Genomic DNA, 12,478 nt, shown 5'->3' with positions numbered 1-12,478 from the left:
GCGAGACAGCAACAGGGCGAACAGCCGCGCAGAAGCGCAGAACAAGCTAGTCAAGCAAGCCAGTCAAGCCAGTAGTAGGGGGAGCACCAGGTGACCATGACGGCCCAAGCGGCAGCCACCGGATCCGGTCGGCAAAGTCACGGGACCCCGTCCGGCAGCGGCACCGGATTCTGCCGGGTCACGGTCGTCGCGCCCGACAGCCGGGTCGACGTGGCCCTGCCCGAGGACATCCCCGTAGCCGATCTGTATCCCGAGATCCTCCGGCTGTCCGGACAGAGCCCCGCCCCCGGCGCACCGGTCGGCTACCACCTGGTGCGCCGCGACGGCACCGTCCTGGACAGCGCGCGCACGCTCGCCGGCCACCGCATCCTCGACGGCGAGCTGCTGTCGATGCGGCCCTTCTCCGAATCACTGCCCCCCGCCGTCTTCGACGACGTCTCGGACGCCGTGGCCACCGCAGTGGCCAAGGACCGCACGCTCTGGGGTGACGCACTCATGCGCGGCGCCGGCCTCTTCGGCGGCTCCGTCCTGCTGGCCCTGCTCGGTTTCGTGCTGTGGACGGCCGACCCGCTCCACGACATGCACGGCCTGCCGGGCATCCTGGCGGCCGTCGTCGCCCTGCTCCTGCTCGCCTTCGCCTGCGTGCGTGCGCGGGTGTACGACGACCGCGCCTCGTCGATCGCGCTCGGCACCGGCGCCCTGGTGAACGCGGCGGTGGCCGGCTCCGGCCTGCTTCCCCTGAGCGCCGGACAGGGCATCGGGCGGCTTCAGTTCCTGCTCGCCTGTGCGGCGGTCCTGGTCGTGGCGGTCATTCTGATGATCGTCGCGCCCGGCGGGGACGGGCCGTTCGTCGCGTTCGTCTTCGCGAGCGCCGTCGGCCTGCTGGTCACGTTCATCGCGATCCTGAGCGACATGAAGCCGATCGAGGCCGCCGCCGTGTGCTCCCCGCTCGCCGTGGGGGCCCTCGCCTTCCTGCCGGGACTCTCCACCCGCTTCGCCCGGCTGCCCATCGGATTCGAGCCGCCCCGCACCACGGTCGGCGACTACGGGACCTCCGAGCCCGCGGCCACCGGCCCGGTGGACGCCGTACGCCTCGCCGCCCAGGCGCGGCGCGGCCATGAACTGCTCCTCGGCCTGGTCGGAGGCTGCGCCCTGGTCGCCGTGGCGGCCGCGGTGGTGCTGGGGTTCTCGAACAACGTCTGGGGCCAGCTGCTCGCCCTGGCCACCGGCGTCGCCATGCTGATGCGCGCCCATCTGTTCCGCTACACGGCCCAGGTCGGCTGCGCGCTCGCCGCGGGCCTCGGGTCCCTCGTCCTGCTGGGCCTGGGGCTCTCCCTCAACCCGCCGGTCGCCATGGTGCGCGACGCTCTGCGCGGCGAGGGCGCCGCACTCGACATCCGTACGGTGTGGCTCGCCGCCGCGGTAGCCGGCGTCGCCGTCCTGATCACCGCCATCGGCCTGATCGTGCCGCGCAAGGGGGTGACCCCGTTCTGGGGACGCTTCCTGGAGATCGCGGAGACGGTCGTCCTGCTGACCCTGCTCCCGCTCTGCCTCGCGGTCTTCGACGTCTACCACTCGATCCGCGCACTCACCAGCTGATCATCGGAAGGCGCCGAACGCGCCGAACCGATCACCGAAGGGCATCGGCTGACCAGCGGCGAACGCCGACTGACCAGCAGTGGGCACCGGCTGACCGGCGGCTGGGCGTGACCCGAATGGCTGGTACTCTGTCCAGTGGCCGTTTGTGTACGCGTCCTCGGATCATCCTGGGGGCTGCGCTCATCGGACCTTCGCCTCCGAGTCACGGAAGCTCTCCTGAGATCAAGACCAGGGGCACTCGTGGGCGCTTCGAACATCAAGAGGAGTACGCGTGCCGCTCGACGCCGCTACGAAGAAGCAGATCATGTCCGAGTTCGCCCAGAAGGAGGGTGACACCGGATCCCCCGAGGTCCAGGTCGCCATGCTCTCCCGCCGGATCTCGGACCTGACGGAGCACCTCAAGACGCACAAGCACGACCACCACTCCCGTCGTGGTCTGCTGATCCTGGTCGGCCAGCGTCGCCGCCTCCTGCAGTACCTGGCCAAGAAGGACATCCAGCGCTTCCGTGCGCTCGTCGACCGCCTCGGCATCCGCCGTGGCGCGGCCGGCGGCGCCAAGTAAGGACGCTGTGGAAAAGGGAGCGGTTCCCGCGTTTGAGGGGACCGCTCCCTTTGCCGTACGTGCGCGACCGGTGTCAAGCTCAGTAACCTGGGTGCAGTGACACCCGCCCGAGCGAGAACGCGTCAGCGGGAACGCACGAGCAAGAACGCAGGACCGTAAGAACGCAGGAACGCAGGACCCGAAGTACGAGGGAGAGGCGCGACGACGCCGCCGCCGGTCCTCGGTAGTGGCCCCCGGGAACATGCCCGGGAGCTTCGATCGAAGACCGGCCCGCATCCACGGTGCGCCTCTCCCGCACCGTCCCCCGCCACACGGGCGTGAGGACGAAAGACGACGAGTATGGAGAAATCACTAGTGGAGAACGAGACCCACTACGCCGAGGCCGTTATCGACAACGGAACCTTCGGCACCCGCACCATCCGCTTCGAGACGGGCCGCCTGGCCAAGCAGGCCGCCGGCTCCGCCGTCGCGTACCTGGACGACGACACCATGGTGCTGTCGGCCACCACCGCTTCCAAGCGGCCCAAGGACAACCTGGACTTCTTCCCCCTCACGGTGGACGTCGAGGAGCGGCAGTACGCGGCCGGCAAGATCCCCGGCTCCTTCTTCCGCCGTGAGGGCCGGCCCTCCGAGGACGCGATCCTCACCTGCCGCCTGATCGACCGGCCGCTGCGCCCCTCCTTCAAGAAGGGCCTGCGCAACGAGATCCAGATCGTCGAGACGATCATGGCGCTCAACCCCGACCACCTGTACGACGTGGTCGCGATCAACGCAGCCTCCTGCTCCACCATCCTGGCGGGCCTGCCCTTCTCCGGCCCGATCGGCGCCACCCGCGTCGCCCTGATCAAGGGCCAGTGGGTCGCGTTCCCGACGCACACCGAGCTCGAGGACGCCGTCTTCGACATGGTCGTCGCCGGTCGCGTCCTGGAGGACGGCGACGTCGCGATCATGATGGTCGAGGCCGAGGCCACCGAGAAGACCATCCAGCTCGTCAAGGATGGTGCCGAGGCTCCCACCGAGGAGATCGTCGCCGCCGGTCTGGACGCCGCGAAGCCCTTCATCAAGGCGCTCTGCAAGGCCCAGTCGGACCTGGCCTCCAAGGCCGCCAAGCCGGTCGGCGAGTTCCCGGTCTTCCTGGACTACCAGGACGACGTCTTCGAGGCGCTCTCCAAGGCCGTCACCTCCGAGCTCAAGCAGGCGCTCACCATCGCCGGCAAGCAGGACCGCGAGGCCGAGCTGGACCGCGTCAAGGAGATCGCCGCCGAGAAGCTGCTCCCGGCCTTCGAGGGTCGCGAGAAGGAGATCTCCGGTGCCTACCGCGCGCTGACCAAGAAGCTGATCCGCGAGCGCGTCATCAAGGACAAGGTCCGCATCGACGGCCGTGGCGTCACGGACATCCGTACGCTCGCCGCCGAGGTCGAGGCCATCCCGCGCGTGCACGGTTCGGCGCTGTTCGAGCGTGGCGAGACCCAGATCCTGGGCGTCACCACCCTCAACATGCTCCGTATGGAGCAGCAGCTGGACACCCTCTCCCCGGTGACCCGCAAGCGCTACATGCACAATTACAACTTCCCGCCGTACTCGGTCGGCGAGACCGGCCGCGTGGGTTCGCCCAAGCGCCGCGAGATCGGCCACGGAGCGCTCGCCGAGCGCGCCATCGTGCCGGTGCTGCCCTCGCGCGAGGACTTCCCCTACGCGATCCGCCAGGTCTCCGAGGCGCTGGGCTCCAACGGCTCGACGTCCATGGGCTCGGTCTGCGCCTCCACCATGTCGCTGCTGAACGCCGGTGTGCCCCTCAAGGCCGCCGTCGCCGGTATCGCCATGGGCCTGATCTCCGAGGAGATCGACGGCAAGACCCACTACGTCGCCCTCACCGACATCCTCGGTGCGGAGGACGCCTTCGGCGACATGGACTTCAAGGTCGCCGGCACGAAGCAGTTCGTGACCGCGCTCCAGCTCGACACCAAGCTCGACGGCATCCCCGCCTCGGTCCTGGCCGCCGCGCTGAAGCAGGCCCGTGACGCGCGTCTGCACATCCTGGACGTCATGAACGAGGCCATCGACGTCCCGGACGAGATGTCCCCGAACGCCCCGCGGATCATCACCGTCAAGATCCCGGTGGACAAGATCGGTGAGGTCATCGGCCCCAAGGGCAAGATGATCAACCAGATCCAGGAGGACACCGGCGCCGACATCACGATCGAGGACGACGGCACCATCTACATCGGTGCCCAGCAGGGTTCGCAGGCCGAGGCCGCCCGCGCCACGATCAACGCGATCGCCAACCCGACCATGCCGGAGGTCGGCGAGCGTTACCTGGGTACGGTCGTCAAGACCACCACCTTCGGTGCGTTCGTCTCGCTCATGCCGGGCAAGGACGGTCTGCTGCACATCTCGCAGATCCGCAAGCTGGCCGGTGGCAAGCGCGTGGAGAACGTCGAGGACGTGCTCGCGGTCGGCTCCAAGGTCCAGGTGGAGATCGCCGAGATCGACTCCCGCGGCAAGCTCTCCCTCATCCCCGTCATCGAGGGCGAAGAGGACGAGAAGAAGGACGACACCGACAAGTGACGTCCCGTAGTTCCGCGACGACGGCCCGCGCCTCCTCCGAGGCGCGGGCCGTCGCCCGTACCCAAACGCTTCTGAAGGGCAAGGACGGCATCGGCACCGTCCGCCGGACCGTCCTCCCCGGCGGTCTGCGGATCGTCACCGAGACCCTGCCCTCCGTCCGGTCCGCCACCTTCGGCATCTGGGCCAACGTCGGTTCCCGCGACGAGACGCCCACCCTGAACGGCGCGACCCACTACCTCGAACACCTCCTCTTCAAGGGCACCGCCAAGCGCACCGCCCTCGACATCTCCTCCGCGATCGACGCGGTCGGCGGCGAGATGAACGCCTTCACGGCGAAGGAGTACACCTGCTACTACGCGCGGGTGCTGGACACCGACCTGCCGCTGGCCATCGACGTCGTCTGCGACATGCTGACCGGATCGCTGATCGCCCCCGAGGACGTCGACGCCGAGCGCGGCGTCATCCTCGAAGAGATCGCGATGACCGAGGACGACCCGGGCGACTGTGTGCACGACCTGTTCGCGCACACCATGCTCGGCGACACCCCCCTCGGCCGCCCGGTCCTCGGCACCGTCGACACGATCAACGCGCTGAACCGCGGCCAGATCGCCCGCTTCTACAAGAAGCACTACGACCCCACGCACCTCGTCGTCGCCGCCGCCGGCAACGTCGACCACGCCACGGTCGTACGACAGGTCCGCAAGGCCTTCGAGCGCGCCGGGGCCCTCTCCCGCCACGACGCCGTCCCCATGGCGCCCCGCGAGGGATCCCGCACCCTGCGCACCGCCGGCAAGGTCGAGCTGCTGAACCGCAAGACCGAGCAGGCCCACGTGGTCCTCGGCATGCCCGGCCTCGCCCGCACCGACGAGCGCCGCTGGGCTCTGGGCGTCCTCAACACCGCCCTCGGCGGCGGCATGAGCTCCCGCCTCTTCCAGGAGGTCCGGGAGAAGCGCGGCCTGGCCTACAGCGTGTACTCGTACACCTCGGGCTTCGCCGACTGCGGCCTCTTCGGCGTGTACGCGGGCTGCCGCCCGAACCAGGTCCACGACGTCCTCAAGATCTGCCGCGACGAGCTCGACCGGGTCGCCACGTACGGACTGGACGACGACGAGGTCGCCCGCGCCATCGGGCAGCTCTCCGGCTCCACCGTCCTCGGCCTGGAGGACACCGGCGCGCTGATGAACCGTATCGGCAAGAGCGAGCTGTGCTGGGGCGAGCAGATGTCCGTCGACGACATGCTCGCGCGCATCGCGGAGGTCACCCCCGACGACGTACGGGAAGTGGCGGGCGAACTCCTCACCCAGCGCCCCTCGCTCTCGGTCATCGGCCCGCTCAAGGACAAGCAGGCGGACCGCCTCCACGAAGCGGTCTCCTAATCCCTTAAGGAATCACCATGAGTAAGCTGCGCGTAGCCGTTCTCGGTGCGAAGGGCCGCATCGGCTCCGAGGCCGTAACCGCGATCGAGGCCGCCGACGACCTGGAGCTGGTGGCGGCCCTGGGCCGGGGCGACAAGCTGGAGACCCTCGCCGACACCGGCGCCCAGGCCGTCGTCGAGCTCACCACCCCCGCGTCGGTGATGGGCAACCTCGACTTCTGCGTCCGGCACGGCATCCACGCCGTCGTCGGTACCACGGGCTGGACCGACGAACGGCTCGCGCAGCTGACCACCTGGCTGGACAACTCCCCGGAAACGGGCGTCCTGATCGCCCCGAACTTCTCCATCGGTGCCGTCCTGACCATGAAGTTCGCGGAGCAGGCCGCCCGCTACTTCGAGTCCGTCGAGGTCGTCGAACTGCACCACCCGAACAAGGTCGACGCCCCCTCCGGCACCGCCACCCGCACCGCCCAGCTCATCGCGGCGGCCCGCGCGAAGGCCGGCAGCGCACCCCAGCCGGACGCCACCGCCACCGCCCTGGACGGCGCGCGAGGTGCGGACGTCGACGGCGTCCCGGTCCACGCGATCCGGCTCCGCGGCCTGCTGGCCCACCAGGAAGTGCTCCTCGGCGGCGAGGGCGAGACCCTCACCATCCGCCACGACTCGCTCCACCACAGCAGCTTCATGCCGGGCATCCTGCTCGGCGTCCGCCGTGTGGTGACCACTCCGGGCCTCACGTTCGGCCTGGAACACTTCCTCGACCTGAACTGACTGAGCCCACCATGCGCGCAAAGATCACGTACATCGTCACGGCCGCCGTCCTGGTCTTCTACTTCGTCCTGGTCGGCAGCCGCGGCATGATGCTCATCCGGCACGGCACACTGGTCACGGTCACGTTCGGGGTCGCCGTGCTGATCCTGCCGGTGGTCGGCGTCTGGTTCCTCTGGAAGAACACCCAGTTCGTCCGCCGCGCCAACGCCCTGGCAGCCGAGCTGGACGCGGAGGGCGGCCTGCCGGTCGACGACCTGGCCCGCACGCCGTCCGGCCGCATCGACCGGGACTCCGCCGACGCGGTCTTCACCAAGCGCCGCGAGGAGACCGAGGACGCCCCGGACGACTGGCACACCTGGTTCAGGCTGGCTGTCGCCTACCAGGACGCGAGGGACACCCCGCGAGCCCGCAAGGCGATGCAAAGGGCGATCGCACTGCACAGATCCATCCCGTCCCCCCTGCTCAGCCCGTCCGCGCCCCCCGGCCCGTCCGGCGAGTGAGGACGTCTTTCCCGCCGTACGCAGATGAGCCCGGAACCCCTCAAGGGGTTCCGGGCTCATCCACGTACAGGGGGCGGCAGGCAGGGGCTCACCCCTGCCCGTACTCGTCCGCCCAGGCCTCCACCGCGTCCGTGGCCCGCTCGAACGCCTCCTCGCGCCCGAGGAAGTCCGCGTTGTGGTCGGTGGTCAGCGGAGGCAGCGTCTCACCGCTCTGCCGGACCACGACGAGCGCCTGGCCCTGGACCGTACGGGGAAGACCCATCCACTTGACGGGCTGCTGGACCGTACGGACCGCGGACGTGCCGCTCCAGGCCACCGTGGTGGTCCGGAAGAACGCGACGCGCCGCACTCCGTGGCGGCTGACCCACGCGCCGACCCGCAGAAGTCGCAGGGCGGCGGCGATCAGCGCACCGGCCAGAACCAGACACACGCTGGCGCCCGAAGGCGCTCCGGCCACACCGATGATCATGGCCGCGAGCAGAACGAACGAGGCCAGCAACAACAGGGTGGCCGCCGCCGCGACCCGCCACGGGCCGGGGCGGTAGGGCCGCCGCCAGCTGTCGTGGTCGTCGAACGGCAGCGCGACGTCCTCCGCGCTCGCGTCGAATGCGCGGTCGGCCGTCAGAAAGGGCAGGGGCACGACTCATCCTCACTCACAAGCACGCTCGATTGCTGTGCCCGGTGAGGCTACCGAGAGTGCCACCGGCGCGACCACCCCAGGGGGTCCGTACGAGTCAGCGGCTCATGAGTCAGCGGCGTACGGGTCAGCGACCCTGCGACGCTTCGGACTGCTTGCCGTGCGCCGGGGACTGCGGGGATTCGAGAGCCGGGAGCCCCAGCAGCAGTGAGCCCACGAGGCCGGCGACCACGGTAAGCCCGACGAGGGACCGCCCCAGAAGCTCCGGAACGGTGGCACGGGTCGAGGGAGGGGGAGTGACATTGCTGCGGAATCGGTCGGACTCGGCGACGAACGAGAACGGGACGGCTTCACGCCGGCGGAACATGAGGAAACTCTCCTTGATCTCAGTGACGGGTGCTGCTAATGAGTCAGACGTACGAACGGCTCGATCGGTGCCCCGAATCGCCGTAACGTTTGAAGGACTCCACGAACGGCTGCCCGAGACCGTCGCGTGCATGCGCCGCCCGCCCGGCCCGTAAAGTGGTCGCCGCCCGAGCGACGCCATTGGAAGGACCCCTGTCGGTGACCGACACCCCCGAACCCGCAAAGCCCCACTTCCGCAGTGACGTCACCGTCGAGCTGGTGAAGAGCGACGCGCGCGACGCGGACGTGCTGTTCGCCGCCCGGGTCTCCACCGCCGGCGAGCAGTCGCTCGAAGAGGTCACCAAGGACCCCGAGCGCTCCAAGGGGCTCATCAACTACCTCATGCGGGACCGGCACGGCAGCCCGTTCGAGCACAACTCGATGACGTTCTTCATCAGCGCCCCGATCTTCGTCTTCCGCGAGTTCATGCGGCACCGCGTCGGCTGGTCGTACAACGAGGAATCGGGCCGCTACAGGGAGCTGGACCCGGTCTTCTACGTCCCCGGAACCTCCCGCAGGCTGGTCCAGCAGGGCCGCCCCGGGAAGTACGAGTTCGTCGAGGGCACCGAGGAGCAGTACGACCTGACGACCCGCGCCATGGAGGAGTCCTACCGGGCCTCCTACACGGCGTACCAGGAGATGCTGGCCGCGGGCGTGGCCCGCGAGGTCGCCCGTGCGGTCCTGCCGGTCGGCCTCTTCTCCACGATGTACGCCACCTGCAACGCACGCTCCCTGATGCACTTCCTCGGTCTGCGCACCCAGCACGAGCTGGCGAAGGTTCCGTCCTTCCCGCAGCGCGAGATCGAGATGGTCGGCGAACAGATGGAAGCCCACTGGGAGCGGCTCATGCCGCTCACTCATGCGGCCTTCAACAAAAATGGACGGGTAGCCCCGTAGGCGGTGTCCGTATTGCGGCGTTTCGAGAAGTTCATCTAGGCTGATCAAACGGACCCGGCACTGCTTGAACCCCCGAGCAGGCAGTGCCGGGCTCCTCTTCCTCGTCCCCCCGAGGGGACCCCGCGCGCTGAGCAGCGAGTAGCGTGTTACCCATGGCTCCGATCTCCACTCCGCAGACCCCCTTCGGGCGGGTCCTCACCGCTATGGTCACGCCCTTCACGGCGGACGGCGCTCTCGACCTCGACGGCGCCCAGCGGCTCGCCGCCCACCTGGTGGACGCAGGCAATGACGGCCTGATCGTCAACGGCACCACCGGTGAGTCCCCGACCACCAGTGACACGGAGAAGGACCAGCTCGTACGGGCGGTGCTCGAAGCGGTCGGCGACCGAGCGCATGTCGTCGCCGGCATCGGCACCAACGACACCCGGCACAGCGTCGAGCTCGCCCGGACGGCCGAGCGCACCGGTGCCCACGGCCTGCTCGCGGTGACGCCGTACTACAACAAGCCGCCCCAGGAGGGCCTGCTCCGGCACTTCACGGCCATCGCCGACTCCACCGGCCTGCCCGTGATGCTGTACGACATCCCCGGCCGCAGCGGGGTGCCGATCGACACGGAGACCCTCGTCCGGCTGGCCGACCACCCGCGGATCGTCGCGAACAAGGACGCCAAGGGCGACCTGGGCCGCGCCAGCTGGGCCATCGCCGAATCGGGACTCGCCTGGTACTCCGGCGACGACATGCTCAACCTGCCGCTCCTCTCGGTCGGCGCGGTCGGCTTCGTCTCCGTGGTCGGCCACATGGTCACCCCGGAGCTGCGGGCCCTGATCGACGCGTACGTGAGCGGCGACGTCCAGAAGGCCACCGAGATCCACCAGAAGCTGCTCCCGGTGTTCACCGGGATGTTCCGTACCCAGGGCGTCATCACCACGAAGGCCGCCCTGACCCTCCAGGGACTCCCGGCCGGACCGCTGCGCCTGCCGCTGGTGGAGCTCAGCGCCCAGGAGACGGCCCAGCTCAAGATCGATCTCGCCGCCGGCGGGGTACAGCTCTAAGCACCGACTTCTTTGAACACGGACTTCACAACTGAACAGGCGAGGCGACTCGCATCGAGCACCACCCCAAGACAACAGCAAGTGCACGAATGACATACGCGCCACGTGCCTCAGCGGTACGTGGCGCGCGTGGTAAGGAGAGTCTTTTGAGTCATCCGCATCCTGAACTCGGTACCCCGCCGAAGCTCCCGAAGGGCGCCCTGCGGGTCACCCCGCTCGGCGGCCTGGGCGAGATCGGCCGCAACATGACGGTCTTCGAGTACGGCGGCCGCCTGCTCATCGTCGACTGCGGCGTCCTCTTCCCCGAGGAGGAACAGCCGGGCATCGACCTGATCCTTCCGGACTTCACCACGATCCGGGACCGCCTGGACGACATCGAGGGCATCGTCCTCACGCACGGCCACGAGGACCACATCGGTGGTGTCCCGTACCTGCTGCGCCTGAAGCCGGACATCCCCCTCATCGGCTCCAAGCTGACCCTCGCGCTCATCGAGGCGAAGCTCCAGGAGCACCGGATCCGCCCGTACACCCTTGAGGTCACCGAGGGTCAGCGCGAGCGCATCGGCGTCTTCGACTGCGAGTTCATCGCGGTCAACCACTCCATCCCGGACGCTCTCGCCGTCGCCATCCGCACCCCCGCGGGCATGGCCGTGGCCACCGGTGACTTCAAGATGGACCAGCTTCCGCTGGACGGCCGTCTCACCGACCTGCACGCGTTCGCCCGGCTGAGCGAGGAGGGCATCGATCTCCTCCTCTCCGACTCCACGAACGCCGAGGTTCCCGGCTTCGTGCCGCCGGAGCGGGACATCTCCAACGTCCTGCGCACGGTCTTCGCGAACGCCCAGAAGCGCATCATCGTGGCGAGCTTCGCCAGTCATGTGCACCGCATCCAGCAGATCCTGGACGCCGCACACGAATACGGCCGGAGGGTCGCCTTCGTCGGCCGCTCGATGGTCCGCAACATGGGCATCGCCCGCGACCTGGGCTACCTGAAGGTTCCCGCCGGACTGGTCGTCGACGTCAAGACCCTCGACGACCTCCCGGACGACGAGGTCGTGCTGGTCTGCACGGGTTCGCAGGGCGAGCCGATGGCCGCCCTCTCCCGGATGGCCAACCGCGACCACCAGATCCGGATCGTCCCGGGCGACACGGTGATCCTCGCGTCGTCCCTGATCCCTGGCAACGAGAACGCGGTCTACCGCGTGATCAACGGCCTGACCCGCTGGGGCGCCAACGTCGTCCACAAGGGCAACGCCAAGGTCCACGTCTCGGGCCACGCCTCGGCCGGCGAGCTGCTGTACTTCTACAACATCTGCAAGCCGAAGAACCTGATGCCGGTCCACGGCGAATGGCGCCACCTGCGCGCCAACGCCGAGCTGGGCGCCCTCACCGGCGTGCCGAAGGACCACATCGTCATCGCCGAGGACGGCGTGGTCGTCGACCTCATCGACGGCAAGGCGAAGATCGTCGGCAAGGTCCAGGCCGGTTACGTCTACGTCGACGGCCTCTCCGTCGGCGACGTCACCGAGACCTCCCTCAAGGACCGCCGCATCCTCGGCGACGAGGGCATCATCTCGGTGTTCATCGTGGTCGACAGCTCCTCCGGCAAGATCGTGGGCGGCCCCCACATCCAGGCCCGGGGCTCCGGCATCGACGACAGCGCCTTCGTGGCCGTCACGCCGAAGATCCAGGAAGCCCTGGACAAGTCGGCGCAGGACGGCGTGATGGAGCCCCACCAGCTCCAGCAGATGGTCCGCCGGACGGTCGGTAAGTGGGTGTCCGACACCTACCGCCGACGTCCGATGATCCTCCCGGTCGTCGTCGAGGTCTGACCCCTCACGACCGCCTGACCTGGAGCGGGGCCCTCGATTTGCGTCGGGGAGCCCCGCTCCAGTACGTTTACGTTTCCGCCTGAACGGGAAGCACCACGCGCACTCGTGTGCTGGGAAAATCGCGAACGGGGCGGAAATTCCGACTCAGAACCTCTGATAAAGTCGGATCCGCCGAAAGGCAAGGCCACTCCGCTGGCCACCGGAAATCAAATTCGGACCGGAAACGGAACGGAAAAGAGTCTGGTAAAGTCGGACTCGCCGGAAAGGGAAAACGCGAAAG

General features: G+C 68.7%; 11 protein-coding genes. 9 read left to right on the top strand and 2 right to left on the bottom strand.

Features of this window, described 5'->3' with window-relative positions:
• The first annotated feature begins 96 nt into the window (after positions 1 to 96).
• From eccD to ACIRJT_RS27675, 6 genes are all read left to right on the top strand, one after another.
• The gene (gene eccD / locus ACIRJT_RS27700) at positions 97 to 1,599 is read left to right on the top strand and encodes a type VII secretion integral membrane protein EccD (protein WP_403914482.1); all 1,503 of its coding nucleotides are present in this window, start codon (positions 97 to 99) and stop codon (positions 1,597 to 1,599) included.
• 271 nt (positions 1,600 to 1,870) lie between these two features.
• A complete protein-coding gene (rpsO, locus tag ACIRJT_RS27695) occupies positions 1,871 to 2,161 on the top strand; it encodes a 30S ribosomal protein S15 (RefSeq protein WP_003965855.1) in 291 nt (96 codons plus the stop codon).
• 354 nt (positions 2,162 to 2,515) lie between these two features.
• Positions 2,516 to 4,729 (top strand): polyribonucleotide nucleotidyltransferase, encoded by a 2,214-nt coding sequence (locus tag ACIRJT_RS27690; RefSeq protein WP_403914480.1) that lies wholly within the window; start codon positions 2,516 to 2,518, stop codon positions 4,727 to 4,729.
• Positions 4,726 to 6,105, top strand: a complete 1,380-nt coding sequence (locus tag ACIRJT_RS27685; protein ID WP_403914133.1) for a M16 family metallopeptidase — start codon at positions 4,726 to 4,728, stop codon at positions 6,103 to 6,105. Before ACIRJT_RS27690 ends, ACIRJT_RS27685 begins: the two co-directional genes overlap by 4 nt.
• A gap of 17 nt (positions 6,106 to 6,122) precedes the next feature.
• The gene (gene dapB / locus ACIRJT_RS27680; RefSeq protein ID WP_403914130.1) at positions 6,123 to 6,875 is read left to right on the top strand and encodes a 4-hydroxy-tetrahydrodipicolinate reductase; all 753 of its coding nucleotides are present in this window, start codon (positions 6,123 to 6,125) and stop codon (positions 6,873 to 6,875) included.
• 11 nt (positions 6,876 to 6,886) lie between these two features.
• A complete protein-coding gene (locus ACIRJT_RS27675) occupies positions 6,887 to 7,375 on the top strand; it encodes a hypothetical protein (protein ID WP_403914127.1) in 489 nt (162 codons plus the stop codon).
• 88 nt (positions 7,376 to 7,463) lie between these two features.
• Here the strand turns inward: ACIRJT_RS27675 and ACIRJT_RS27670 are convergent, their stop codons facing one another.
• Both ACIRJT_RS27670 and ACIRJT_RS27665 read right to left on the bottom strand, forming a co-directional pair.
• The gene (locus ACIRJT_RS27670) at positions 7,464 to 8,015 is read right to left on the bottom strand and encodes a hypothetical protein (protein ID WP_403914124.1); all 552 of its coding nucleotides are present in this window, start codon (positions 8,013 to 8,015) and stop codon (positions 7,464 to 7,466) included.
• 124 nt (positions 8,016 to 8,139) lie between these two features.
• Positions 8,140 to 8,379 carry a hypothetical protein gene (locus ACIRJT_RS27665; RefSeq protein WP_403914122.1) on the bottom strand — a complete coding sequence of 80 codons (240 nt, stop codon included), beginning with the start codon at positions 8,377 to 8,379 and terminating at the stop codon, positions 8,140 to 8,142.
• 197 nt (positions 8,380 to 8,576) lie between these two features.
• Between ACIRJT_RS27665 and thyX the strand changes: the two genes are divergently transcribed.
• From thyX to ACIRJT_RS27650, 3 genes are all read left to right on the top strand, one after another.
• Positions 8,577 to 9,314: an FAD-dependent thymidylate synthase gene (thyX, locus tag ACIRJT_RS27660; RefSeq protein ID WP_403914119.1), complete on the top strand. Its 738-nt coding sequence runs from the start codon at positions 8,577 to 8,579 to the stop codon at positions 9,312 to 9,314.
• 152 nt (positions 9,315 to 9,466) lie between these two features.
• On the top strand, positions 9,467 to 10,366 hold the full coding sequence (dapA, locus tag ACIRJT_RS27655) for a 4-hydroxy-tetrahydrodipicolinate synthase (protein ID WP_018960639.1): 900 nt from the start codon (positions 9,467 to 9,469) through the stop codon (positions 10,364 to 10,366).
• 146 nt (positions 10,367 to 10,512) lie between these two features.
• Entirely contained in the window at positions 10,513 to 12,198 is a 1,686-nt protein-coding gene (locus ACIRJT_RS27650; RefSeq protein WP_164611654.1) for a ribonuclease J, read from the top strand.
• Positions 12,199 to 12,478: the final 280 nt, after the last annotated feature.

This window comes from Streptomyces sp. NPDC102283 (assembly GCF_044766265.1).
GTDB lineage: Bacteria > Actinomycetota > Actinomycetes > Streptomycetales > Streptomycetaceae > Streptomyces.
The sequence above is the reverse complement of the archived record's forward strand: the minus strand, read 5'-3'. Positions and strand labels throughout refer to the sequence as shown.

Coding starts and splice junctions, on each gene's coding strand:
- dapA (WP_018960639.1), top strand. CDS start 9,467: ATGGCTCCGATCTCCACTCCGCAGACCCCCTTCGGGCGGGTCCTCACC.
- ACIRJT_RS27665 (WP_403914122.1), bottom strand. CDS start 8,379: ATGTTCCGCCGGCGTGAAGCCGTCCCGTTCTCGTTCGTCGCCGAGTCC.
- dapB (WP_403914130.1), top strand. CDS start 6,123: ATGAGTAAGCTGCGCGTAGCCGTTCTCGGTGCGAAGGGCCGCATCGGC.
- eccD (WP_403914482.1), top strand. CDS start 97: ATGACGGCCCAAGCGGCAGCCACCGGATCCGGTCGGCAAAGTCACGGG.
- ACIRJT_RS27675 (WP_403914127.1), top strand. CDS start 6,887: ATGCGCGCAAAGATCACGTACATCGTCACGGCCGCCGTCCTGGTCTTC.